Source organism: Ralstonia sp. 22086, from assembly GCF_052045975.1.
GTDB classification, from domain to species: domain Bacteria; phylum Pseudomonadota; class Gammaproteobacteria; order Burkholderiales; family Burkholderiaceae; genus Ralstonia; species Ralstonia wenshanensis.
Genome location: NZ_JBQEPZ010000003.1, coordinates 209,349 through 233,002, shown reverse-complemented (window position 1 = coordinate 233,002; position 23,654 = coordinate 209,349). Strand labels below are relative to the sequence as shown.

Genomic DNA, 23,654 nt, shown 5'->3' with positions numbered 1-23,654 from the left:
TCACGTGATCGAGAAGATTCAACGGCTCCAGGAGAGGCACATGGCAGGGCAGACGGATGGCGCAGGCGGGGCGAACGGGCCGCGCATTGTGGTGGTCGGCGGGGGCGCCGGCGGGTTGGAACTTGCAACGCGGCTGGGTGACAAGCTCGGCAAGCGCGGCGCAGCCCAGGTCATTCTGGTCGACCGCAACCCCACACACATCTGGAAACCGCTGCTGCATGAAGTCGCCGCCGGCAGCATGGATCCGAACACGCATCAGCTCGAATACGCGGCACAGGCGCGCTGGCATGGCTTCGAATTCCAGCAGGGCGAGCTGAAGGGCCTTGATCGCGTCGCCAAGTCCATCATCGTGTCCGGATGCGTTGACGCCGACGGCACCGAGGTGCTGCCCGAGCGCGCCATTTCGTACGACACGCTGGTGTTGTCCATCGGTAGCGTGACGCATTTCTTCGGCGTGCCGGGCACGGCCGAGCACGCCATCGCACTGGACACCGCATGGCAGGCCGAGCGCTTCCGCCGCAGGCTCATTGCAGCGTGCATGCGCGCACAGAACGGCGTGGGCGATGCGCGTCCGCAGGTTGACATCGCCATCGTCGGTGCGGGCGCCACAGGCGTGGAACTCTCAGCAGAGCTGCGCAATACGGCCCACGTGTTGGCCGCTTATGGCCTGCACAAGCTGGACCCGCGCCACGACATCCGCATCCATTTGATCGAAGGCGGCCCGCGTATTTTGCCGGTGCTCAAGGAGCGCATTTCGGCTGCGACCACCGAGCTGCTGCACAAGCTTGACGTGGACGTCATCACCAGCGAACGTGTGACGGAAGTCACCGCAAGCGCCGTCAACACGGCCAGCGGCAAGTCCATTCCGGCAGATCTGACCGTGTGGGCTGCGGGCATCCGCGCGCCGTCGGTGCTGGGTGAGCTCGGGTTGCCGGTGAACAAGCTGGGTCAGGTTGTCGTCTCACGCACGCTGCAGGTGGAAGGCGACGATTCGATCTACGCCTTTGGCGATTGCGCAAGCTGCCCGTGGCCCGAGGCGTCAACCAGCGTGCCGCCGCGTGCGCAGGCTGCGCATCAGCAGGCCACCTATCTGTTCGACGCGTTGCGCAAGCGTATGGATGGCAAGCCGGTCCAGCCGTTCGCGTTCAAGGATCTCGGCTCGCTGGTGTCGCTGGGCCATTTCAGCGCGGTCGGCAGCCTGATGGGCGGACTGATCGGCGGGTCGATGTTCATCGAAGGCCTGATGGCGCGGCTGATGTACACGTCGCTGTATCGCATGCACGTGCTCGCACTGCATGGCTGGGTGCGCATGTCGGTGGATACGGTCATGCACTGGCTGCGCAGCAAGACGAATCCGCGGGTCAAGCTGCACTAGGCTGTTCCTGTTGCTTGCGCTGGATGCCTGGCTCTGCAGCAATGCAACCGCTTCGGTAGACTAGCCGCTTCGTTCACCGTAACCGTCCAAGGGCGGGAGGAGAGTGCGATGCAGCTTGATGCAGAAGTGGAGAGCCTGGTACCCGGCCGCAGCTTTGACCGTCGCGGCTTCATGAAGACGGCACTGGGCTCGGCCTTTGCGGCTGCGGTGCTGCCGGTGTCTGCGCAGACCATCCATACCGATTTCAATGGGCTGACGGCGGGCGAGGTGACTGTGCCCGTTGGCGATTTCAAGATGCCGGCTTATCGTGCCCAGCCGGAGGGCAAGACGAAGCTTCCGGTGGTGATTGTCGTCAGCGAGATCTTTGGCGTGCACGAATACATTGCCGATATTTGCCGGCGCTTTGCCAAGCTCGGCTATCTGGCGATCGCGCCTGAGTTGTTTGTGCGCCAGGGAGATCCGCGTGCGTACGGCACGGTGCAAGAAGCCGTTGCCAACGTGGTCTCCAAGGTGCCGGATTCACAGGTGGCAGGCGATATCGACGCCACGATCGCATGGGCCAAGGAGAACGGTGGCGACGCGGCGCGTGTCGGCATCACCGGTTTCTGCTGGGGTGGGCGTCACGTCTGGTTTGCCGCGGAGCGCAATCCCAGCATCAAGGCTGCAGTGTCCTGGTACGGGCCGCTGAAGGGCAATCCGAATCCGCTGCAACCGGCTTCGCCCATCGACAAGGTGGACGAATTGAAGGCGCCCGTGCTGGGTCTCTACGGCGCGAAGGACACCGTGATCACGGAAGACGTGCGCGACACGATGAAGACCGCGTTGGAAAAATCCAAGAACCCCAAGGCGCACGCATCACGCATCATCGTGTATCCGAATTCCGGCCATGCGTTTCATGCAGATTACCGACCGAGCTATGTGAAGGCCGACGCAGAAGATGGCTGGAAGAAGTGCCTCGCCTGGTTCAAGGATCACGGGGTGGTGTAGCGCCGCCACGCGCTGAACACGGAAGGCCCTCGCAGTCGCTGGGGCCTTTTTTCTGTTGTCTGTGCTGGCAAAGGTTGATAAAGCGGCATACAATTCGCCCTTCTTGCAACTCTGTTGCGTTTATTGGCTCCCGCTGCGTCACCTCCGCATGACCTTCGATACCACCCTGTTAGGCATTCTTCTCGCCACCGCGCTGTCTGGCATCGGCAGCATGGCGGGCGCCGCCGTGCTGTCATTGACGGTGCTGTCGCGCATGGTCGATCGGATGGTCAGTTTTTCGGTAGGCGTGCTGCTGGCCACGTCGCTGTTGCATTCGTTGCCGGAGGCGTTCGAAGCGCATCGCGGCATCGAGCCCAACACGCATGCGTTGTTCGCCACGTTGCTGGCCGGGCTGCTGGGTTTCTTCCTGCTGGAAAAGATCTCGCTGATCCGCCATTCACATCATCACGAGGGCGATGGTCACGGACATCACCACGGCCATGACCGGCAGGAAGCGGGCCGCAGCGGCCTGATGATCCTGGTAGGCGATGGCTTGCATAATTTTTCGGACGGCATCGTCATTGCCGCAGCCTTCCTGGCGGACACCAGGGTAGGCATCGTCACCGCGCTGGCGATTGCCGCTCACGAGATTCCGCAAGAGATTGGCGACTTCATGGTGCTGCTCAACGCGGGGTTCACCAAGACGCGCGCCTTTGTCTACAACCTGCTCTGCAGTGTTTGCGCGTTGGTGGGCGCGGTGCTTGGCTATTATTTGCTGGATCGCCTGACGTCGTGGATTCCATACGTGCTGGTGGTGGCGTCGAGCAGCTTCATTTACATCGCCGTGTGCGATCTGATGCCGCAGATGAAGCGCCGGCCGCGCTGGCAGGAATCGGCGGTGCAGGTCGCATTGATTGCGGCAGGCATCGCGATGATCTTTTTGCTGACCGAAGGTTTGCACGGTCACGCGCACTGACGCGCCGCATCGTCCTCAAGAAAAAAGCCCGGTCGATGCCGGGCTTTTTGCTGCACGCCAGATTCGCAGATTACGGATTCGGCCCCGTCGCCACCGGACGCGACGGGTCGCTGCACCACTCGCTCCATGATCCGGCGTAGAGGGCCGCGCCCGTGAGACCGGCGATCTCCATGACCAGTGCGTTGTGGCAGGCCGTCACGCCAGAGCCACATTGCAACGTCGCGTCTTGCGGCTGGGCGCCCGCGAGCACGCCGGTAAAGTCGGCACGCAATTGTTCCGCAGGCTTGAAAGTGCCGTCTGCCTGCAGGTTGTCACGGAAGAAGCGGTTGCGTGCGCCCGGGATGTGGCCACCCACAGGGTCGAGCGTTTCGTTCTCACCGCGGTAGCGGTCTGGGGCGCGGGCATCGACGATTGGCTTGTCGGCGTGGCCCAGGTATTTCTGCACGATCTCCGCAGTGACCATCTGTACGAGCGATGGCTTGCGCGTGATGTTGCCGGGCGTGGCGTTGAGCTGCGGCTCTTCGGGAACGACCTGGTCGACCGGGAAGTGCGCCGCTTCCCAGGCTTGCAGGCCGCCATCAAGCACGGCCACATCGGCATGGCCGACCCAGCGCAGCAGCCACCACAGGCGCGCCGCATACATGCTGCCCTGGCGGTCGTACGCGACGACTTGCGTGTCGTCGTTCACGCCCAGCGCCTGCAAGCGCGCGACCAGCGCTTCGGCATCGGGCAGCGGGTGGCGGCCGTTGGTGCCGGTTTTGGGGCCCGACAGCTCGTTGTCGAGATGCATGTAGAACGCGCCGGGCACGTGGCTGGCGTGATACGCATCGCGCCCCGCGGCGGGGTTGGCGAGGTCAAAGCTGCAATCGATGACGACCACCGCTTCGGGCGCGCTCTGCTGCAGTGCGGCCAGTTGCGGTGCGGTGATGAGGGTGGCGTAGTGAGCGCGTTCGCTCATGGCGGCAATCTCCTGGGTCGATCAAACTTCCGGGTGAATCTCGGCTTCCGGGCCGGACACGGCTGTCTGCGGCGTCGGATGTTCGGCGCCCGACTGACGGGCGCGCATGACGGTAGTCACGATGCCGCTGCCGATGATGAGCGCCATGCCCGCCCACGACAGCGCGTTCAGGTGGTCATTCCACAGCAACATGCCCCACCCGCTCGCAAAGACGATGCCGGTGTATTGCAGGTTAGCAGTCAGCAGCGTGTTGCCGCGCTTGTAGGCCCGCGTCATGGCAGTCTGGCCCAGCGTGGCCAGAAGCCCCACCGCCAGCAGCAGCGCCGCGCTGTGCAACGTATGCGGCTGCGCGCCGCCGATCAGCATCCAGACGCCGCCGGCAATTGCGCTCACCAGGGAAAAGTAAAACACGATGCGTGCCTCGTTCTCGCCCAGGTCACCCAGTTGGCGGACCTCCACATAGGCGAGGGCCGTGAACACGCCCGACACCAGCCCAACCATGCCGCCGGCAAGCTGGGACGGCCCGCCGCCCACGCTGGGTTGCAGCAGGCACAGCACACCAACAAACGACATCAGGATCGCTGCCACCATTTTCTTGTCGGCGCCCCCTGCTCTGCCGGCCATTGCAGCTCCGGCGCCGATGATCAACGCAATCCACACCGGCGACATGTAGTTCAACGTCATGGCCGTCGCCAGCGGCAACAGGCTGATCGACGTGAACCACAGCAGCAGCGATGTCACCCCGAATACGCTGCGCTTGATGTGCGCCATGAGGTAGGGCGTGCGGATGCCCGCGCCGGTCTTGGCCAGGATGGCGCCCATCAATGTCATGCCGATCACGCTGCGGTAGAACACGATCTCGCCGGTGCTGTAATGCGCCGAGGCCAGTTTCACGCACACGCCCATCGCCGAGAAGGCAAACGCGGCAAGGATCATCCACAGCGATTGGCGAGAGGAGCTGTCGGCCGTCTGGGCGGCAGTCTGGGCAGCGGTAGCAGTGTCGGCAGGCATGGCGAGGGGCGAGGGCGAAAAAAAACGGTGCGGCCTGTGAGGGCTGCACCGTTCCTATTGTGACGCGGAAGGCGGCGGATGCCTACCTTCGGTCGTCGCTCAGTAGTTCATTGTGCGTCGATACCACTCGTGGAAGTGCTGCATGCCGTCTTCCATGGGCGATTGGTACGGGCCGACTTCGCTTGTGCCGCGCTTGAGCAGTGCCAGGCGTCCGGCGTCCATGCGCTCGGCGATTTCATCGTCCTCGATGCACGTTTCCATGTAGGCGGCGCGCTCGGCTTCGACGAACTCGCGCTCGAACAGGACGATTTCTTCCGGGTAGTAGAACTCGACCACGTTGCGGGTCTTGGTCGGCCCCATCGGATGCAGCGTCGACACGACCAGTACGTTCGGATACCACTCGACCATCACGTTCGGGTAGTAGGTGAGCCACACCGCGCCGTACTTCGGCATCTCGCCGTTGTTGAAGCGCAGCACGGCGTCATGCCACTTCTGGTAAGCCGGTGTGCCGGGTTTGCGCAAATTCGCGTGGATGCCGACCGTTTGCACGCTGTGCCACTCGCCAAACTCCCATTCCAGGTCGTCACACGAGACGAACTGGCCGAGGCCGGGGTGGAAGGGCACGACGTGGTAGTCCTCGAGGTACACCTCGATGAAGGTCTTCCAGTTGTAGTTGCAGTCGTGCACTTCGACGTGATCCAGCATGTAGCCGGAGAAATCGAGATCGCGCGCCACGCCCAGGCGGGCGAGGTCTTCGCGCACGTCGCGCTTGCCCTCGAACAGCAGGCCGTTCCAGTTCTGCAGCGGCGAGCGTGACAGATGCACGCACGGTTGCTTTTCGAAGTGCGGTGCGCCCAGCAAGTCGCCCTGCAGGTCGTATGTCCAGCGATGCAGCGGGCAGACGATGTTCTGGGCATTGCCGCGCCCATTGAGCATGATTGCCTGCCGATGCCGGCACACATTGGAGAGCAGTTCGACGCCGTTCGGGTTGCGCACGAGCACGCGGCCTTCGGCCTCGGCGGCAAGCGTGTGATAGTCGCCAACTTCCGGGACCATCAGCTCATGGCCGACGTAACCGGGGCCATGTTTGAACAGACGTTCGATTTCAGTTTGATACAGCGCCTCGTCGAAGTAAGCAGAGACGGGCAACTGGGTTTCAGACGGCACCAGATTCAGTGCGGCGCTGAGATTGGACATTATCCCCACTCCCAATAACGGTGAAAGCAGTGAACAACCCAACCATCGACAAGATCGATTTGGGAAAGGACGCCATCGGCAGGTGGCCTAGGGTCTGTTGAGGTAGGAAACGAGCGCTTGCTGGCCCCCGCTTGGGCCAACGACCATACGTTCAATGGGCCAACAGACCCAAACCATCGTGCGGAGCGGCGTACACCGGCCCGGCCTTTGGAGGAAAGGGGGGGATTGTACCCCAGGGAAATTGATAAGTCCCTGATTTTCGAACCCTTTCCGCTTCCAGTCGCGCGATCGCCGGGCTGACAGTGCCCCGCCTTGTCACCGCAAACCGCTATCCCGCCCCTTGCGGGATGTGCGCGGAACGCACGCGGAATTGCCGTAAAATGCCAGATTGTCCTTTTCTGATTCGCAATCGGCATGCCCCGTGCCTCAAACGACGCCTCCAGCAGCGCGTCCGCCACGCCCTCCGCTACGCCGGCTTCCTATGAAGCGGCCATGGCTGAACTCGAAACCCTCGTCGCCAGCATGGAATCCGGTGAATTGCCGCTGGAGGCTTCGCTTGCGGCGTATCGACGCGGAGCCGAGCTGGTCAAATACTGTCAGCAGGTGCTGGAACGCGTCGAGCAGCAGGTGCGCGTGCTTGATGGCGAAGCCCTGAGGCCCTTAGCCGACGATAGCAACGCGAACGAGCAGGGCGACGCATGAGCGATTTCGCCCAATGGATGGCATCTGTGGTCGCGCGGACGGAAAGTGCACTTGAGCGCGCGCTGCCGGCCGAAACCGTCGCGCCGCAACGTCTGCACGCGGCGATGCGCTATGCCACCCTGGGGGCCGGAAAACGCGTGCGGCCCTTGCTGGCGCATGCGGCGGGCGCGCTGGGGGAGGCCTCCTCCGAGGCGCTCGACGGCGTGAGCTGCGCGGTGGAGATGATCCACGCCTACTCGCTCGTTCACGACGACATGCCGTGCATGGACGACGACGACCTGCGCCGGGGCCGCCCGACCGTGCATCGCGCCTATGATGAAGCGACTGCACTGCTGGTAGGCGATGCCTTGCAGACGCAGGCGTTCATCGTGTTGGCTGAGCTGGGCGCGGTAAGCCAGGCGACGCGTGCCGTGTTGGTGGCTGAATTGGCGCGCGCTTCTGGTTCGCTCGGCATGGCGGGCGGTCAGGCGATCGATCTGCAAAGCGTCGGCATTGCGCTATCGCAGGACGAATTGGAGGCGATGCATCGCATGAAGACCGGTGCGTTGCTGCGGGCGAGTCTGCGGATGGGCGCGCTCTGTGCTGGCGTGAATGCCGCAGCCTTGGAGCAGGTTGATGCTTATGCTGGCGCGGTCGGTCTCGCGTTCCAGGTGGTCGATGACATCCTCGATGTGACCGCCGATACCGCCACGCTGGGCAAAACCGCTGGCAAGGACGAGGCCAACGACAAGCCGACTTACGTGTCCATCCTCGGGCTGGACAAGGCCAGGGCACTGGCCGACGAGCTGCACGCCACAGCGGGTGCGGCGGTTGCCCAACTTGCCCGCGAGATCGGCCGTGAAGCGGACAAGGCACGTACCGATCGATTGGTCGAAATGGCTGACCTGATCGTGCGGCGTGGCCACTGAACAACATTGCATAGACGGTAGAAGTCTTTGCCCAAACGCCTGAACGGCGGTCCCACATGACGTACGAACTTCTGAACACCATCGACGATCCGGCCGACCTGCGCCGCCTGGACCGCCGCCAACTTGGGCCGCTGGCCAACGAGTTGCGCGCCTTCGTGCTGGATTCCGTCTCTCAAACGGGCGGGCACCTGTCGTCGAACCTGGGTACGGTCGAACTGACAATCGCGCTGCATTACGTCTTCAACACGCCGGAAGACCGCATCGTGTGGGACGTCGGTCACCAGAGCTATCCGCACAAGATCCTGACGGGCCGCCGCGACCAGATGGGCTCGCTGCGCCAGTTGGACGGTATCTCCGGCTTCCCGCGCCGCAGCGAGAGCCCGTACGACACGTTCGGCACCGCGCACTCGTCCACGTCGATTTCGGCTGCGCTGGGTATGGCCCTGGGCGCCAAGACCAAGGGTGAAGACCGCGTCGCCATTGCCGTGATTGGCGACGGCGCGATGAGCGCCGGCATGGCCTTCGAGGCCATGAACAACGCCGGCGTCTATAAAGACCTGCCGTTGGTGGTCGTGCTGAATGACAACGACATGTCGATCTCGCCGCCGGTCGGGGCGCTGAACCGCTATCTGGCGCGCCTCATGAGCGGGCAGTTCTACGCGGCCACCAAGAAAGGCGTCGAGAAGCTGCTGTCGGTGGCGCCGCCGGTGCTCGAGTTCGCCAAGCGCTTCGAGGAACACACCAAAGGCATGTTCGTGCCGGCCACGATGTTCGAGGAGTTCGGCTTCAACTACATCGGGCCGATCGACGGACATGATCTCGAATCGCTCGTGCCGACTCTGCAGAACATCCGCCAGCGCGCTCGCGAAGGCGGTGGTCCGCAGTTCCTCCACGTCGTCACCAAGAAGGGTCAGGGCTACAAGCTGGCTGAAGCTGACCCGATCCTCTATCACGGCCCGGGCAAGTTCAACCCGCAAGAGGGCATCAAACCTTCCGGGCGCCCGGCCAAGGTCACGTACACGCAAGTGTTCGGCCAATGGCTGTGCGACATGGCGGCGGCCGACAAGCGGCTGGTGGGCATTACGCCAGCCATGCGCGAAGGCTCTGGGATGGTGGAGTTCGAGCAGCGCTTTCCTGACCGCTATTACGACGTCGGTATCGCCGAGCAGCACGCCGTCACCTTTGCTGGCGGCCTGGCGTGCGAGGGGTTGAAGCCTGTTGTCGCTATCTATTCGACGTTCCTGCAGCGTGGCTACGATCAGTTGATCCACGACGTGGCGCTGCAGAATCTGCCGGTGGTATTTGCGCTGGACCGCGCCGGCCTGGTCGGTGCAGACGGCGCCACGCACGCAGGCGCCTACGACATTGCCTACCTGCGCTGCATCCCCAACATGATGGTGATGACGCCGGCCGACGAGAACGAATGCCGCCAGCTCTTGAGTACCGCGTTTGCGCAGGACTGCCCGGCAGCAGTGCGCTATCCGCGAGGTGCCGGCACGGGCGTGGCGGTGCAGCCGACGCTGGAGCCGCTGCCGGTAGGCAAGGCCGAAGTGCGCCGCGCTTCCACGGCTCCGGCTGGCCAGCGCGTGGCGATTCTGGCGTTTGGTTCGATGGTTGCGCCGGCTACGGCGGCGGCCGAGCGTTTGGACGCCACCGTCGTCAACATGCGCTTCGTCAAGCCGCTCGACGTGGCATGCGTCCTGGAAATGGCCCGCACACACGATTTTGTGGTCACGGTGGAGGAGGGCTGTGTGATGGGCGGCGCCGGCAGCGCGTGCCTGGAAGCCCTGGCTGCCGCCGGTGTCGCAACGCCGGTACTGCAGCTCGGCTTGCCTGACCGCTTTGTCGATCACGGTGATCACGCGGCGCTTCTGACGCAATGCGGGCTCGATGCCAACGGCATCCTCGCGTCCATCCGCGAGCGCTTTTCCGTACAGCCGCGCGCGGCAGCCCCGCGCGTCGCCTGAGGCACCTTTGGTGTTGCGTCATAGGCAGAATCAATCACCCGTATTGCATCCACGGGTATGAGTAGTTGACTGCAGAGGTAGGAAATTTCTTTTACACTCCGCCAGTCTTATTTCTGAATTGTGTGCGCAGTCGCGGGATGGGCAGATTGGATCACTTGAGGGGTGGTCACCGTCAGCCAAGTTCCGCGGTTTCACACTCGTTGCGTGCCGGCCGACTGCGATGGCCGGGCGACCGTAAAGGAAACCGATCATGAACGATATGAACCCGGCTTTCGCGATGCCGGACGTGCAGTCCAGTCACGATACCCGCCAGATCCCCATTCAGCGCGTTGGCGTGCGCGGCGTGCGTTATCCGATGTCGCTGCAGACCCCCTCGGGCGTGCAGAACACCGTCGGCACGTACAACCTCGATGTGCATCTGCCCGCTGACCAGAAGGGCACGCACATGTCGCGCTTCGTTGCGCTGCTTGAAGAAGAGCGCGAGCCGCTGAATCTGGCGCAGTTCCAGTTGCTGCTGGAAAAGATGCTGGAGAAGCTCGAAGCCGACGCCGGCCGCATCGAAGTCCACTTCCCGTACTTCGTCAGCAAGACCGCGCCGGTGTCGGGCGTGCAGTCGCTGATGGACTATGAAGTGACGATGATCGGTGAAGTGCGCGACGGCCACACGAAGGTCCGCGTCAAGGCGCTGGTGCCGGTGACGAGCCTGTGCCCCTGCTCGAAGAAGATCTCGCAGTACGGCGCGCACAACCAGCGCTCGCACATTACGATCGATGCCGAGCTGGCGGCCGATACGCCGGTCGAATCGCTGATCCGCATGGCCGAAGAAGAGGCGTCGTGCGAACTGTGGGGCCTGCTCAAGCGTCCGGACGAAAAGTTCGTGACCGAGCGTGCGTACGAAAACCCGAAGTTCGTGGAAGACCTGGTGCGCGATATCGCCATGCGCCTGAACCAGGACGACCGCATCGTCGCCTACACGCTGGAAGCCGAGAACTTCGAGTCGATCCACAACCACAGCGCCTATGCGCTGATCGAGCGCGACAAGCGCACCGACAAGTAATCGACGCTGTGCCCAAAGAAAAAGCCGCTCAACCGAGCGGCTTTTTTCATGCTTGCTGGATACGGATGTCTTCGAGGTCCCAGCGTGGTGTCACGCCGTAGCCGTAGCCGTCCTGCACCTGGGTAGGGTCGGCCTGCAGCCGCATCGCCCCCGCAAAGGCAATCATGGCCCCGTTGTCTGTGCAGAATTGCAGGTCGGGGTAATAGACGCGCAGGCCGCGCTTTTTGCCCTCGGCGTTCAGGCCATCGCGCAACTGGCGGTTGGCGCCCACGCCACCGGCCACGACGATGCGCTTGAGGCCATGCTCGCGTGCCGCGCGCAGCGTCTTCTTGACGAGCACTTCGACAATGGCGTCGACAAATGCGCGAGCAAGGTCGGCGCGTGGCTGGTAGCAGGTCTCGCTGTCGGTCAGGTTGAGCTTGCGCACTTGCGTGAGCACCGCGGTCTTGAGGCCTGCGAATGAGAAATCGAAGTTGCCCGAATGGAGCATCGGTCGAGGCAGGTCGAATACGCCCGGGTTGCCGAATTCGGCCAGGCGCGACACGGCAGGGCCGCCCGGGTACCCGAGGCCGAGCAGTTTGGCGGTCTTGTCGAAGGCTTCGCCGGCGGCGTCGTCGAGTGTTTCGCCAAGCAGCGTGTATTGGCCGACGCCATCGACGCGCATCAACTGCGTATGCCCGCCCGAGACGAGCAACGCCAGGAACGGAAAGTCGGGCCGATCCGCCTCCAGCAGCGGCGAGAGCAGATGCCCCTCCAGGTGATGCACGCCCACCAGCGGTTTGCCGAGCGCGAACGCCAGCGCATTCGCCACGGAAGCGCCCACCAGCAGCGCGCCGGCAAGCCCTGGCCCTTTTGTATAGGCAATGGCGTCGATGTCCGCGCGCGTGGCGCCGGCCTTGCCGAGCACTTCTTCCAGCAGCGGGATCACGCGGCGGATGTGATCGCGCGAGGCCAGCTCGGGCACCACACCGCCGTATTCGCGGTGCATGGCGATCTGCGAATACAGCGCATGCGCACGCAGGCCAGCCGCCGTGTCGTACAGGGCGACGCCGGTTTCGTCACAGGAGGATTCGATGCCGAGGACCAGCATGGCAAGCGGGAGTGAGGAATTGCAATGGGAAGGCCGCCGAAGATAGCACAAGTTAAAATGCGCGGTTTCTTCAAGAATAGGGCGGCGCAGCCATCATGATGCGGTGCGATGTAGCGGTGATCGGCGCGGGCGCGGCCGGGATGATGTGCGCAGCTGTGGCTGGGCAGCGCGGTGCCCGCGTGGTGCTGATCGATCACGCAACGAAGCTGGCGGAGAAGATTCGCATCTCTGGCGGCGGCCGCTGCAACTTCACCAACGTCAACGCGGGGCCGGCCAACTACCTGTCGAACAATCCGCACTTCAGCCGTTCGGCGCTGGCGCGGTATACGGCGCAGGATTTCGTCAACCTCGTTTCCAGCTATCGCATTCCGTATCACGAGAAGCACAAGGGCCAGCTTTTCTGCGACGACACCGCGGAAGACATCATCCGCATGCTGGAAACGGAATGCGAGCGCGGCAATGTGATCTGGCGCACCGGCTGCGCAATCGCAGAAGTCGGCAAGGACGGCGAGGCATATCGTCTGTCGACCAGCGCAGGCGAGATCATCGCCAACAAGGTGGTGATCGCCACGGGCGGCCTGTCGATTCCGAAGATCGGTGCGACGGATTTCGGGTATCGCATTGCGCGGCAGTTTGGCTTGAAGATCGTTGAGACGCATCCGGCACTGGTGCCGCTCACCTTCAATGCCGAGCATTGGGCGCCATTCTCGGCATTGTCCGGCGTGTCGATGGAGGTGGACGTGACCGTGGCGCAGCCGTCGGGCAAAGCTGGTCGCAAGGGGGGCGCGACGACGTTCCGCGAAGACTTGCTGCTGACCCATCGCGGGCTGTCGGGACCGGCCATTCTGCAGATCTCCAGTTTCTGGAATTCGGGCCAGCCGCTTGTCGTCGATCTGCTGCCGGACGCTGACGCGGCGCAGTGGCTGTGCGGTGAGAAGTCGGGTTCACGCAAGCAGCTCGGGACGGTGCTGGCGCAGCGCTTGCCGGAACGCGTCGCGCAGGCCTGGTGCGCCACGCACGGTGCCAACCCGCATACGCCGATTGCCGAGTTGCCGGACAAGGTGCTGCGCGTGCTGGGCGCCGCGCTCAACCGCTGGGAGCTGACACCGTCCGGCAGTGAAGGCTATCGCAAGGCTGAAGTGACGCGCGGCGGGGTCGACACGCGCGCGCTGTCATCGGCCACCATGGAGGCGCAATCTGCGCCGGGCCTGTACTTCATCGGCGAGGTGGTCGACGTGACGGGCTGGCTTGGCGGCTACAACTTCCAGTGGGCGTGGGCTTCGGCCGTCGCGGCGGGAGAGGCCGCCTCCGCCCGCTGATCCCCCACGGCTCGGTCCTGGAACTGTTCGGGTTCTGTGCTACGATCAGTGATCCATTTTTTAAAGTTTGCAACCCGCTGGGCCCACCGTCCAAGCGGGTTTTGCCGTTTATCGGAGTTCGGAATGTCGCAGTTGTCCCTCAAGGCACAGATCACGGAAGACATGAAGGCGGCCATGCGCGCCAAGGAAACGGATCGTCTCGGCACGATCCGCCTGTTGCAGGCCGCCATCAAGCAGCGCGAGGTGGATGAGCGCATCGAACTGGATGACGCTGCCGTGCTGGCCGTGATCGACAAGATGCTGAAGCAGCGCAAGGATTCCATCACCGCATTCGAGCAAGCCGGTCGTGACGATCTCGTCGCCAAGGAAGCGGCAGAGGTGGCCGTGCTGCAGGTCTATATGCCCGCGCAACTGTCGGAAGCCGAAGTTGACGCCGCCGTGCGTGACGCCGTGGCCAAGGCTGGCGCAACTGGCCCGCAGGACATGGGCAAGGTGATGGGCATCCTCAAGCCCGCCCTGGCCGGTCGCGCCGACATGACGCAGGTCTCTGCCCGCGTGAAGGCCGCCCTGACCGGCGTCTGAATCCCCACCACACTCGCAGCATCCAAGGGGCACACCCCGCGTGATCCCGCAGCCGTTCATTGACGACCTGCTCAACCGCGTCGATATCGTCGACGTGGTGGGTCGTTACGTGCAGTTGAAGAAGGGCGGCGCCAACTTCATGGGGCTGTGCCCGTTCCATAACGAGAAGTCGCCGTCGTTCTCGGTGTCGCCCACCAAGCAGTTCTATCACTGCTTCGGCTGTGGCGCGCACGGCTCGGCCATCGGCTTCCTGATGGAGTTTTCCGGGCAATCGTACGTCGAGGCCATCAAGGACCTCGCGCAATCCGTCGGTATGGTGGTGCCCGAAGAGCGCGGTGGCTTGCCGCCTGCAGCACGCGCCGAGCAGCAAGCCAAGACTGTCGCACTGGGCGACGTCATGGCTCGCGCCTGCGAGCACTATCGCAAGCAACTGCGCAGTGCACCCAACGCCATCCAATACCTGAAAGGCCGGGGACTGACTGGCGAGATTGCCGCGCACTTCGGCCTCGGCTATGCGCCGGACGACTGGCAATCGCTCGAAGCCGTGTTTGGTCCGTATCGCGAAGACGCCACCGCGGCTCCGCTTATCGAGGCCGGGCTCGTCATCGAAAGCGAGAAGACCGGTGCCGACGGCTCGCATCGCCGCTACGACCGCTTTCGCGATCGCATCATGTTCCCGATCCGCAATACCAAGGGCGTGGTGATCGGATTTGGCGGCCGGGTGCTGGGGCAGGGCGAGCCGAAATATCTCAATTCCCCCGAAACGCCGCTGTTCAGCAAGGGCACCGAGCTGTACGGCCTGTTCGAGGCGCGCAACGCCATCCGCGAGTTCGACTATGTGCTGGTCGTGGAAGGCTATATGGACGTCGTCGCGCTGGCGCAGCTCGGGTTTGCCAATGCAGTGGCGACGCTGGGCACGGCCTGTACGCCTGTCCACGTGCAGAAGCTGTTGCGGCAGGTCGATACCGTCATCTTTTCGTTTGACGGAGACAGCGCCGGGCGCCGGGCCGCACGTCGCGCCCTTGAAGCCTGCCTGCCGCACGCGACCGACAACAAGACAATCAAGTTCCTCTTCCTGCCCGCCGAACACGATCCGGATAGCTTCGTGCGTGAAGAGGGCACCGAGGCCTTCGCCCGTGAAGTGCACAACGCCATGCCGCTGTCGCGCTTCTTGCTGCAGGCCGTGACGGAAGACCTCGACCTGCGTCAACCCGAGGGGCGTGCCCGCGCGCAATACGAGGCCAAGCCGCTGCTGAGTGCCATGCCCGCCGGGGGCCTGCGCCTGCAGATCGTGCGGGGCCTGGCCGACATGACAGGCACCACGCCCGCCGACATCGAGGCGCTATGCGGGCTTCGCAGCGACCCGGCCCAAGCGGGCCGTATGACCCAAAAGCGCCCGCGCGTGGCGCGCACGGCACCCACCGCGTTGGAGCAGAAGGTGCTTCGCCTGCTTATGCGCTATCCCGCACTGGCCGCCCGGCTCGACGCCGATGCCCGTACCCACTTGACTGCACCACAGTTGCCCCAAGGTGAGGTGTTGGCGGGTTTGCTGGCCGAATGCGATGCTGTCGGCCCGGAAGTGCATTTCGGGGCCTTTGTCGAGCGACTGGGCCAGACTCCCCAGGCCGAAGCTTTTGCCGCGCTGCGTACCGCCGTGCTCCAGGATGACATCGAGCTGGAACCGGCCATTTCCGAATTCGATACCGCCGTGCAGAAGATGCTCGCCGAGCCACTCAAACGCGAGCTGGAGATGTTGCAGCGCAAGATGGAAGCCGGCCATGCCGGCGACGACGACAAGGAGCGCATGCGCTGGCTCGTGGGCGAAATCAGCCGCCGTCGACAGCTCGTGTAGCGCATGGGCCGCAGAGCCCACCGCCAAGCGGGGCGGGCAATTGCGGTTAGCCCCTTGATTTTTCAGGCGAAAACCCGATTTTCGTTTAGACCGGCTGGGTCTGGCGTGCTAGAATAGCCGGTTTGGATTGCAAGTCCTTTTTCCCATTTTTGGGGGAGTGAGCGTGCCCATGGTGAAGGTGAAGACCTCCGCGAAGGCCGGTTCCAAGGCCAGTCCTGCTTCTGATTCTGCCAAGCGATCCTCATCGGCGCGCGGCTCGGGAGGAGGAAAGACCCCAGCGGGAACGGCGAAAGTCGCGAATGGTCGGACCCATATGGGGCAGGCAGGATCGACAGGAGTGAAGGCCACTGCGCCGGCAAAGACGGGGAAAACCCAGCCGCGCCAGACCGCCGATATCGCTGTCGCCGCCAAGACTGTCAAACCGACAGCGCGCACAAAGGGCGTGATCCAATCTTCAACCTCAGGCAAGGTCTCGACGTCGATGAGCACGAGCGCCAGACCTGGCGGCACAGCCGCTTCCGTCGCACTCAAGGGCAAGACAACCACCGTGGCGAAATCGAAAGTTACCGAAGTCGAGAGCAAGCAGACCACTGCCAGCGCAAGCGCAACCAAGACGGGTACTGCTCGTACCAGCACCGCAGCCAAGCCAGCCAAGGCGACCGCGGAAGACACCAAGCGCACCGCCCAGGCAGAGGCCACCCCCACAACTCCTCCCGCGCCCCGCGCCGAGGCAGCAGCCGAGCCCAAGAAGCGCGGCCGCAAGCCCAAGGCAGAGACGCAGGCAGACGACGACAGCAGCACGGACGTGACTGAAGAATTTGACACCCCCGCCGCTCCGGCACCGAAAACCGAAAAGCTGAAGGCCCGTGACCGCAAGGCCAAGGAAAAAGCCCTGCTCAAGGAATTCGCTGCCTCGCAGCAAGGCGGTTCGGAAGAAGAGCTCGAGGCCCGCCGCCAGAAGCTCAAGGCGCTGATCAAGCTGGGCAAATCGCGCGGCTACCTGACCTACGCCGAAATCAACGACCACCTCCCCGACGACATGGTCGACGTGGAGTCGCTGGAAACGTTGGTCGCCACGCTCAACGACATCGGCGTTGCCGTGTACGAGCAGGCGCCGGACGCCGAAACGCTGCTCCTGAACGACAACGCGCCTTCCGTGACCACGGAAGAAGAGGCTGAAGAAGAAGCCGAAGCCGCGCTGTCGACGGTTGACTCCGAATTCGGCCGCACGACCGATCCGGTGCGCATGTACATGCGCGAAATGGGCACGGTCGAGCTGCTGACGCGCGAAGGCGAAATCGTGATCGCCAAGCGCATCGAAGCCGGCCTGAAGGACATGGTCATGGCCATCTCGGCCTGCCCGGTCACCATCTCTGAAATCCTCGCCATGGGCGAGCGCGTTGCCAACGATGAAGCCAAGATCGACGAGTACATCGACGGCCTGATCGACCCGAACGCTGAAGCCGACGCAGCCGCTGCTGCTGAGGAAGAAGAGGAATTCGAGGAAGAGGAAGCCGAAGAAGAGGGCGACGAAGAGGAAGACGAGGACGATGAAGGCGCCGGCGCTGCCGCAGCCTCGGCCCGTCAACTCGAAGAGCTCAAGCAGGCTGCGCTGGTCAAGTTTGGTGTGATCGGCGAGCAGTTCGACAAGATGCGTCGTGCGTTCGAGAAGGAAGGCTACAAGTCCAAGCCTTACGTGAAGGCGCAGGAAGCCATCCAGGCCGAGCTGATGACGATCCGCTTCACGGCACGCAACGTCGAGCGCCTGTGCGACACGCTGCGCGGCCAGGTGGACGAAGTCCGCAAGCTCGAGCGCGCCATCCTGAACATCGTGGTCGACAAGTGCGGCATGCCGCGCGGCGACTTCGTTGCGCGCTTCCCGGGCAACGAGACCAACCTGAAGTGGATCGAGACCGTGGTGGCTGACGGCAAGCCGTACAGCACCATCGTCGAGCGCAACGTGCCGGCCGTGCACGAGCTGCAGCAAAAGCTGATCGACCTGCAGGCCCGCGTGGTGCTGCCGCTGACCGAGCTGAAGGACGTCAACCGCAAGATGTCGGAAGGCGAGCGCCGCGCCCGTGAGGCCAAGCGTGAGATGACCGAGGCCAACCTGCGTCTGGTGATCTCGATCGCCAAGAAGTACACGAACCGCGGTCTGCAGTTCCTCGACCTGATCCAGGAAGGCAACATCGGCCTGATGAAGGCGGTGGACAAGTTCGAATACCGCCGCGGCTACAAGTTCTCGACGTACGCCACGTGGTGGATCCGTCAGGCCATCACGCGTTCGATCGCCGATCAGGCGCGCACCATCCGTATTCCGGTGCACATGATCGAGACGATCAACAAGATGAACCGCATCTCGCGTCAGATCCTGCAGGAAACCGGCAACGAGCCGGATCCGGCAACGCTGGCCGAGAAGATGGAGATGCCGGAAGACAAGATCCGCAAGATCATGAAGATCGCGAAGGAGCCGATCTCCATGGAAACGCCGATCGGTGACGACGACGACTCCCATCTGGGCGATTTCATCGAGGATACGAACACGCTGGCTCCGGCCGAAGCGGCGCTGCATGGCTCCATGCGCGGCGTGGTGAAGGACGTGCTGGATTCGCTGACGCCGCGCGAAGCCAAGGTGCTGCGCATGCGCTTCGGTATCGAAATGAGCACCGACCACACGCTGGAAGAAGTCGGCAAGCAGTTCGACGTGACCCGCGAGCGTATCCGTCAGATCGAGGCGAAGGCACTGCGCAAGCTGCGCCATCCGAGCCGTTCCGACAAGCTCAAGAGCTTCCTCGAGGGGAGCTGATTCTGTAGCGAAGCAGGCGATTTTCCGAGTGGGCTTACGCCCACTTTCAGGTAAAATCCTGCCCCAGGCCCGGCCCAAGCGCCGGGTCTCTTTTTTTCCTGTTTCTCAGGGCCGGACGCCGTGCTGGTTGCAGGCAGCGGACTCATAATCCGCCTCCGAAAGGACACCGTGGGTTCGAATCCCACCCGGCCCACCATCTTTCTTCTTCCGCCGTTTTTCCCTTCCCCCGCGTTTGCGTACCCTTTTTATCTGGTGGCTTTCTCTCGCGTTGCGCGCGTTATTGTCGCGGGATCGTATTTTGCTAAGCCAGTGAGTTTCGGCGAAATATATTCATTTCGAAATAATTGAATAACGCAGCGGTGCGTGGGCATTCCCCTCAATCGGAGGGGGGAGTTTAAAACGCTTCAAACGAAAGCGTTTCATTCCCTCGTTTGAAAACCCGCCAAACCGCGCCGCGCCTGCTTGCGCGGGAGATTGCGGTCGCTGTTTTGAATGAAATCTCTATTTACTTCATACTCTGAGCAGACCATAGTTTCGGCCATAACGATAAGTAAATAGCCAGTAGCGTACCCTTCGGAGACACAGGATGTTACGCATTCAAAACGGGCCCTTCCAGCATTCCGCTTCTGCGCGTGCCCCCGCGCGTCATCGCCATCGTCGTCACTGCAGCAGCGGTGGCGAGCTTCGTTCACGCTAGCAGCGTTACCTCGATTTCTTGAGATCGGCACCCGGCCGATCTGCGTGATACCCGGCAAACCATCGGGTAACGCGGCCAAAGCTCGTCCGTCGTTTTTGTAGTTCGCAAGTCGATCTGCCGACTGGGCAGGTCGTGCGCTGCCGGCTGTCGTTTGCCGGCAGGCGGGGGTATTGACCGGCTCTTGCACACATTCGCCGGCCCAAAACACAACAAGTTCCAAAACGTGAGGAGACAACCATGGGTAGTCGACGTCATCTTTTTGTTGTCATGGCAACCAGTTGCATCGTGGCCATGCCGTTCATTGGCGGGTGTGGCGGGGCAGATGACCCCGGCTCGTCCGATGTAGCGCAGTGTTCGGGCAGTTCCTGCCCGCCGAGCGGAGCGGTTACCACGCCCAGCACGCCGACCAGTCTGTGCCCGGCGGCGCTCGACTACACGACCACGTACACCGGCGGCTCCGGCAGCGGCGAGTACATCAAGGTCAAGTTCGATACGAGCAAGAACACGTACCAGATGCAGTTTCTGGAGTCGTCGGTGCCGACTTCGGCGGGGCAGATCAACACGACCCGCAAGGGGTTGACCATCGACGGTACGTTCGTCCATCCAACCAACTTGCCGACGCCCGAGCAGAACCGCTGCGCCTTCGTGCTGCAGTCGGGCAAGACGGCGGACAACAGCTACGCGATCACCGTCAATCCGCAAGACCCGCCGATGCTGTTTGTCGGTCAGGGCATCGTGGGGGGCGGCATTCCGGGGGCAACCATCCAATTCGACGGCATCCAGCCGATTCCCGGCGTCGTGATTGGCGCGGTGCCGTCGCGCACGTTCGATTTCTATCCGTTCCTGGGCTTCTCCGAGACGGTGACGGATTTTTCGCAGGTGGCGGGGCGCTACAACCAGGTTGGCGTGCATGTCACACCCACGGGGTCGGGCAACCAGACCTCGGCGCCGCAAGGCTGGCAACCCGATGCCGTCAACTGGACGCAAACGTTGAATGCCGACGGCACGTGTACGGCGGAAGGGATCGACTATTCCTGCCACACGACTGGCACGCCGTGGACGCTGCGTCAGAACGCCGATGGCTCGCAGGACAACGTGTTCGTCAGCAACCCGACCAGCAGCAGCGTGCCGTATCCGTATGTGGGCCAGGTCTCGCCGCTCGTGCTGCTGGCGCCAAGCCAGGCCAAGGGCATTCTGATTGCCGGCAAGCTCAACGGGCAGGTGGTGCCGGTGGTGATCCGTGTCGGCTACTCGCATAGCGATGCCGCGAACCTGCTGGCTTCGGTGGCGGACGACCAGATCGGCATCTCGATCCTGTCGCCCGCAACGGCGATCCCGGCCAACGCGCTCAAGGGCGGCTATGTCGGGGCGACCAGCGGTTCGGCTTGCGGCGTGGTCACCAACAACGGGCCGAGCGGTGCGCCTGCCAGCGGCAACGGCTTGAACGCGACGATCGATCACCCGGAACTGCCGGGCTCCTTCAGCGGTGGCTTCTTCCACGCCAATGCCGGCAACTGCAGCGACGGCACAGCCGTGTCGTCGCTGGCCGCCAACTACACCTCGACGCTGTTCCAGAACGGCACCGCCGCCTTCATCAACCCGCTTACGTCACGTGTGACGGCGCAGTTCGGGCTCGACTACACGCAAAGCTCGCCGGGCAAGTTGATCGTGACCGCGCAGAACGATTTCAACGCGCAGGGCGCCAGCGGCAACGTTGCGCTGTTCAAGGCGGGCGATACGGGCGTGGCGGTCAAGGTGGGCAACGTGTACGCGATGCTCATGAACAACAACAAGTACAACCCGTTCTTCACGGTCGGTGCATTCGTCCAGTGAGGCGCGAAGCAACGAAACCACATGCGGCGGCGTGCGTGCCCTGTGCACGCTGCGCTGCCGCGGCTGAACAACAACATGGAGGAGACGCAAATGCAATGGCGTAAATGGTTGGTGGTGCTCGCTTGCGCACCGATGGTGACGGCGTGCGGAGGCGGCGGGGATGATTCGCCGGCCCCGGTGATCCAGCGCCTGTGTCCGCAGGCCATCGACTACAACACCGTGTTCACCGGCGGGTCGGGTTCGGGCGAACTCGTGAAGGTGCAGCTCGACACGACGAAGATGACGTACCAGATCACGTATCTGGCCTCGCCGATTCCCGTCAAGACGGGCACTGTTGCGCCGACGCGCGATACGGCCCCCAACAATGTGCAGACCGGCACCCTCACGCAAGAGACGGCGCTGCCGACCGAGAAGCTGAACCAGTGCGCGTTCCGCCTGAACAATGCAAGCCTTGATCCGAGCCGTCCGGCGCGGTTCTTCCTGGGGCAGGGCGTGCTGGGCGGCACGATACCCGGGGCGACGATCCAGTTCGACGGCATTGTCGGCGTGGGCAAGATTCCGCAGACCACGTTCCCGTATTACCCGTTCATCAGCTTCTCGAACACCGAGACCGATCTGAACAAGATTGCGGGCAACTACAACCAGCTCGGCTACCACCAGGTGCCGTCGCAGAACTTCTCGCAGCAGGCGGTCGATGCGCGTTTCACCATCAACGCGGACGGCACCTACACCGAGTGCGACAACCTGGGCGTGAAGAACGGCGGGGCGTGCCTGACGTCAAGCGCGACGGTCAACCAGAAGCTGACATTGCGCGGCGATGCGCCGGCCTTCACCACGCTGAACTATCAGCCGCAGGTGCCGGCAACGGTGTCGTCGCTCGATCCGGCCAAGGCAGGCAAGGGCGTGATGATCGTGGGCAAGCTGTACGGCCAGCTCGTGCCGATCTTCATTCGCGTGGGTGCGGCCAATTCCGATCTGACGGCGGGCCCCCCGGTGGCGGATGACGAGTCCGGCATTTCCATCATGGCGCCGGTCGGCAACATCGCGCAGGGCTCGCAAGACGGCGAATACACGGGTGTGGACAGCACGTTCAACTACCGTGCCACGGCGCTGGTGGGGGCGCAGGCCACGATGCTCGATCCGTTCAACGCATCGCAGGCAGCGCTGGCGCGACCGCTGAACCTCGACTTCACGCAGAGCGTCCCGGGCGTGATCCGCACCACGCAGACCAGCGCACCGGCCGGTTCGGCCCCGACGGGCAAGCTGATCTTTACCGGCAAGACCTTTGGCTTCCTGGACATGAGCGATACGAAGAACCCGTACTTCACGGTGGGCGCTTTCGTGCAGTGACGTTTCCGGAATAACACGCCACGGGGCGCGGCACAGAGCACCGCGCTCCGCTCAGAACAACAGGAGGAAGCATCATGAAGAAACTGACTGTCGCATTGATGGCGGCCTGCGCATCCGCAGGTGCCATGGCGCAGCAGGCCGGTGACAACGTGGCAACGGTGGGCTGGTTCCACATCATGCCGCAGGACTCGAGCAACAACCTGACCACCAGCGTGATCAACGCGCCGATCAATGATCCGCTGCGCTTGCCGGGCAGCTTCACGTCGCCCAACAGCGGGCTGCGCGTGAGCAATGCCAACACGCTGGGCCTGACGCTCACGCACTTCTTTACCGACAACATTGCGCTGACCACGATTGCGGGCGTGCCGCCCGAATTCAAGCTGACCGGGCATGGCGTGATCCGCGCGCCCGGGCCCGCGGGCGCCCTCGGCCACGTCGATCTGGATGATCCATCCAATCAGCCGGCCGTGCGCAAGGCGCGCCAATGGAGCCCCGGGGTCATCCTGCAGTGGTACTTCGGGCACGCGCAGTCGACGTTCCGTCCGTTCGTGGGCGTGGGCGTGGTCTACAGCTTCTTCACCAACATCGAGCTGAATCCGTACTTTGCGGCGGCGGTGAATCGCGAACTGGGCAGCGTGCTGGCAGCGGGAGCGGGCAAGCCGGGGCCGACGTATGTCGAAGGGAAATCGTCCTCCTCGTGGGCGCCGATCTTCAACCTCGGGGCGAGCTACGCGATCAACAAGCAATGGGCCTTGACGGCAACGGTCTCGTATCTGCCACTCAAGACCGAAGCGGCAACCGTCATCAAGGCGGCGGACGGCTCCACGCTGGCCACCACCAAGACCACCCTCAAGGCCAATCCGATCATCACGTTCGTCGGGGTGTCGTACAAGTTTTAGCCGGGTGTTGGCTGTCTGCGCCTGGCTAATTGGCGCGGCGTGAATCGAGCGGGAACCGGTTTGCGTCGCATTCTTAAGGCGGTTTCTACCGTCAGTTCTAGTGAGGCAA

At 63.3% G+C, this 23,654-nt stretch carries 19 protein-coding genes and 1 tRNA gene; 15 read left to right on the top strand and 5 right to left on the bottom strand.

Features of this window, described 5'->3' with window-relative positions:
* The first annotated feature begins 40 nt into the window (after nucleotides 1–40).
* The 3 genes from ACTJK6_RS14250 to ACTJK6_RS14240 all read left to right on the top strand — a co-directional run bounded on the left by ACTJK6_RS14250 (nucleotide 41) and on the right by ACTJK6_RS14240 (nucleotide 3,317).
* Nucleotides 41–1,375 carry an NAD(P)/FAD-dependent oxidoreductase gene (locus ACTJK6_RS14250; RefSeq protein WP_260801919.1) on the top strand — a complete coding sequence of 445 codons (1,335 nt, stop codon included), beginning with the start codon at nucleotides 41–43 and terminating at the stop codon, nucleotides 1,373–1,375.
* A gap of 108 nt (nucleotides 1,376–1,483) precedes the next feature.
* Complete coding sequence (locus tag ACTJK6_RS14245) at nucleotides 1,484–2,362, top strand: dienelactone hydrolase family protein (RefSeq protein WP_440839418.1); 879 nt, start codon at nucleotides 1,484–1,486, stop codon at nucleotides 2,360–2,362.
* A gap of 148 nt (nucleotides 2,363–2,510) precedes the next feature.
* Nucleotides 2,511–3,317, top strand: a complete 807-nt coding sequence (locus ACTJK6_RS14240) for a ZIP family metal transporter (protein ID WP_232040639.1) — start codon at nucleotides 2,511–2,513, stop codon at nucleotides 3,315–3,317.
* Between the two features lie 70 nt (nucleotides 3,318–3,387).
* On the opposite strand, the gene ACTJK6_RS14235 is transcribed toward ACTJK6_RS14240, so the two are convergent.
* The 3 genes from ACTJK6_RS14235 to ACTJK6_RS14225 all read right to left on the bottom strand — a co-directional run bounded on the left by ACTJK6_RS14235 (nucleotide 3,388) and on the right by ACTJK6_RS14225 (nucleotide 6,483).
* Nucleotides 3,388–4,275, bottom strand: a complete 888-nt coding sequence (locus ACTJK6_RS14235; RefSeq protein WP_440839416.1) for a sulfurtransferase — start codon at nucleotides 4,273–4,275, stop codon at nucleotides 3,388–3,390.
* A 21-nt stretch (nucleotides 4,276–4,296) separates the two neighbouring features.
* On the bottom strand, nucleotides 4,297–5,286 hold the full coding sequence (locus tag ACTJK6_RS14230) for a DMT family transporter (RefSeq protein ID WP_440839415.1): 990 nt from the start codon (nucleotides 5,284–5,286) through the stop codon (nucleotides 4,297–4,299).
* Nucleotides 5,287–5,385: 99 nt separating this feature from the next.
* Nucleotides 5,386–6,483, bottom strand: a complete 1,098-nt coding sequence (locus ACTJK6_RS14225; protein WP_232040636.1) for an aromatic ring-hydroxylating oxygenase subunit alpha — start codon at nucleotides 6,481–6,483, stop codon at nucleotides 5,386–5,388.
* 414 nt (nucleotides 6,484–6,897) lie between these two features.
* Here ACTJK6_RS14225 and ACTJK6_RS14220 point away from each other — a divergent pair, with 414 nt between their 5' ends.
* The 4 genes from ACTJK6_RS14220 (at nucleotide 6,898) to folE2 (ending at nucleotide 11,117) form a co-directional block, all read left to right on the top strand.
* A complete protein-coding gene (locus ACTJK6_RS14220; RefSeq protein ID WP_232040635.1) occupies nucleotides 6,898–7,185 on the top strand; it encodes an exodeoxyribonuclease VII small subunit in 288 nt (95 codons plus the stop codon).
* The gene (locus ACTJK6_RS14215; RefSeq protein WP_440839414.1) at nucleotides 7,182–8,093 is read left to right on the top strand and encodes a polyprenyl synthetase family protein; all 912 of its coding nucleotides are present in this window, start codon (nucleotides 7,182–7,184) and stop codon (nucleotides 8,091–8,093) included. Before ACTJK6_RS14220 ends, ACTJK6_RS14215 begins: the two co-directional genes overlap by 4 nt.
* A 56-nt stretch (nucleotides 8,094–8,149) precedes the next feature.
* On the top strand, nucleotides 8,150–10,060 hold the full coding sequence (gene dxs, locus ACTJK6_RS14210; protein ID WP_316869930.1) for a 1-deoxy-D-xylulose-5-phosphate synthase: 1,911 nt from the start codon (nucleotides 8,150–8,152) through the stop codon (nucleotides 10,058–10,060).
* A 250-nt stretch (nucleotides 10,061–10,310) separates the two neighbouring features.
* Entirely contained in the window at nucleotides 10,311–11,117 is an 807-nt protein-coding gene (folE2, locus tag ACTJK6_RS14205) for a GTP cyclohydrolase FolE2 (protein ID WP_024975157.1), read from the top strand.
* A gap of 46 nt (nucleotides 11,118–11,163) precedes the next feature.
* Here folE2 and tsaD read toward each other — a convergent pair whose 3' ends face one another.
* The gene (gene tsaD / locus ACTJK6_RS14200) at nucleotides 11,164–12,207 is read right to left on the bottom strand and encodes a tRNA (adenosine(37)-N6)-threonylcarbamoyltransferase complex transferase subunit TsaD (RefSeq protein WP_440839413.1); all 1,044 of its coding nucleotides are present in this window, start codon (nucleotides 12,205–12,207) and stop codon (nucleotides 11,164–11,166) included.
* Between the two features lie 95 nt (nucleotides 12,208–12,302).
* Here tsaD and ACTJK6_RS14195 point away from each other — a divergent pair, with 95 nt between their 5' ends.
* From ACTJK6_RS14195 to dnaG, 3 genes are all read left to right on the top strand, one after another.
* The gene (locus ACTJK6_RS14195; protein ID WP_440839412.1) at nucleotides 12,303–13,526 is read left to right on the top strand and encodes an NAD(P)/FAD-dependent oxidoreductase; all 1,224 of its coding nucleotides are present in this window, start codon (nucleotides 12,303–12,305) and stop codon (nucleotides 13,524–13,526) included.
* A 132-nt stretch (nucleotides 13,527–13,658) separates the two neighbouring features.
* Nucleotides 13,659–14,108: a GatB/YqeY domain-containing protein gene (locus tag ACTJK6_RS14190; RefSeq protein ID WP_440839622.1), complete on the top strand. Its 450-nt coding sequence runs from the start codon at nucleotides 13,659–13,661 to the stop codon at nucleotides 14,106–14,108.
* A gap of 40 nt (nucleotides 14,109–14,148) precedes the next feature.
* Nucleotides 14,149–15,960, top strand: a complete 1,812-nt coding sequence (gene dnaG, locus ACTJK6_RS14185; protein WP_440839411.1) for a DNA primase — start codon at nucleotides 14,149–14,151, stop codon at nucleotides 15,958–15,960.
* A gap of 108 nt (nucleotides 15,961–16,068) precedes the next feature.
* On the opposite strand, the gene ACTJK6_RS14180 is transcribed toward dnaG, so the two are convergent.
* A complete protein-coding gene (locus ACTJK6_RS14180) occupies nucleotides 16,069–16,449 on the bottom strand; it encodes a hypothetical protein (protein WP_232040628.1) in 381 nt (126 codons plus the stop codon).
* Here ACTJK6_RS14180 and rpoD point away from each other — a divergent pair.
* The 5 genes from rpoD (at nucleotide 16,442) to ACTJK6_RS14155 (ending at nucleotide 23,545) form a co-directional block, all read left to right on the top strand.
* On the top strand, nucleotides 16,442–18,766 hold the full coding sequence (gene rpoD, locus ACTJK6_RS14175) for an RNA polymerase sigma factor RpoD (protein WP_232040627.1): 2,325 nt from the start codon (nucleotides 16,442–16,444) through the stop codon (nucleotides 18,764–18,766). The two genes, ACTJK6_RS14180 and rpoD, sit on opposite strands and share 8 nt — an antisense overlap.
* 108 nt (nucleotides 18,767–18,874) lie before the next feature.
* Nucleotides 18,875–18,962, top strand: a tRNA-Ile gene (locus tag ACTJK6_RS14170).
* 738 nt (nucleotides 18,963–19,700) lie between these two features.
* Entirely contained in the window at nucleotides 19,701–21,296 is a 1,596-nt protein-coding gene (locus ACTJK6_RS14165) for a DUF2957 domain-containing protein (RefSeq protein WP_440839409.1), read from the top strand.
* Nucleotides 21,297–21,386: 90 nt separating this feature from the next.
* A complete protein-coding gene (locus ACTJK6_RS14160) occupies nucleotides 21,387–22,646 on the top strand; it encodes a DUF2957 domain-containing protein (RefSeq protein WP_440839408.1) in 1,260 nt (419 codons plus the stop codon).
* Between the two features lie 74 nt (nucleotides 22,647–22,720).
* Entirely contained in the window at nucleotides 22,721–23,545 is an 825-nt protein-coding gene (locus ACTJK6_RS14155) for an OmpW/AlkL family protein (RefSeq protein ID WP_440839406.1), read from the top strand.
* Nucleotides 23,546–23,654 lie beyond the last annotated feature (109 nt).

What these genes read in the sequence shown, in the direction of transcription:
- ACTJK6_RS14250 (WP_260801919.1), top strand. Translation starts at nt 41, where the DNA reads ATGGCAGGGCAGACGGATGGCGCAGGCGGGGCGAACGGGCCGCGCATT.
- ACTJK6_RS14245 (WP_440839418.1), top strand. Translation starts at nt 1,484, where the DNA reads ATGCAGCTTGATGCAGAAGTGGAGAGCCTGGTACCCGGCCGCAGCTTT.
- ACTJK6_RS14240 (WP_232040639.1), top strand. Translation starts at nt 2,511, where the DNA reads ATGACCTTCGATACCACCCTGTTAGGCATTCTTCTCGCCACCGCGCTG.
- ACTJK6_RS14235 (WP_440839416.1), bottom strand. Translation starts at nt 4,275, where the DNA reads ATGAGCGAACGCGCTCACTACGCCACCCTCATCACCGCACCGCAACTG.
- ACTJK6_RS14230 (WP_440839415.1), bottom strand. Translation starts at nt 5,286, where the DNA reads ATGCCTGCCGACACTGCTACCGCTGCCCAGACTGCCGCCCAGACGGCC.
- ACTJK6_RS14225 (WP_232040636.1), bottom strand. Translation starts at nt 6,483, where the DNA reads ATGTCCAATCTCAGCGCCGCACTGAATCTGGTGCCGTCTGAAACCCAG.
- ACTJK6_RS14220 (WP_232040635.1), top strand. Translation starts at nt 6,898, where the DNA reads ATGCCCCGTGCCTCAAACGACGCCTCCAGCAGCGCGTCCGCCACGCCC.
- ACTJK6_RS14215 (WP_440839414.1), top strand. Translation starts at nt 7,182, where the DNA reads ATGAGCGATTTCGCCCAATGGATGGCATCTGTGGTCGCGCGGACGGAA.
- dxs (WP_316869930.1), top strand. Translation starts at nt 8,150, where the DNA reads ATGACGTACGAACTTCTGAACACCATCGACGATCCGGCCGACCTGCGC.
- folE2 (WP_024975157.1), top strand. Translation starts at nt 10,311, where the DNA reads ATGAACGATATGAACCCGGCTTTCGCGATGCCGGACGTGCAGTCCAGT.
- tsaD (WP_440839413.1), bottom strand. Translation starts at nt 12,207, where the DNA reads ATGCTGGTCCTCGGCATCGAATCCTCCTGTGACGAAACCGGCGTCGCC.
- ACTJK6_RS14195 (WP_440839412.1), top strand. Translation starts at nt 12,303, where the DNA reads ATGATGCGGTGCGATGTAGCGGTGATCGGCGCGGGCGCGGCCGGGATG.
- rpoD (WP_232040627.1), top strand. Translation starts at nt 16,442, where the DNA reads ATGAGCACGAGCGCCAGACCTGGCGGCACAGCCGCTTCCGTCGCACTC.
- ACTJK6_RS14165 (WP_440839409.1), top strand. Translation starts at nt 19,701, where the DNA reads ATGGGTAGTCGACGTCATCTTTTTGTTGTCATGGCAACCAGTTGCATC.
- ACTJK6_RS14160 (WP_440839408.1), top strand. Translation starts at nt 21,387, where the DNA reads ATGCAATGGCGTAAATGGTTGGTGGTGCTCGCTTGCGCACCGATGGTG.
- ACTJK6_RS14155 (WP_440839406.1), top strand. Translation starts at nt 22,721, where the DNA reads ATGAAGAAACTGACTGTCGCATTGATGGCGGCCTGCGCATCCGCAGGT.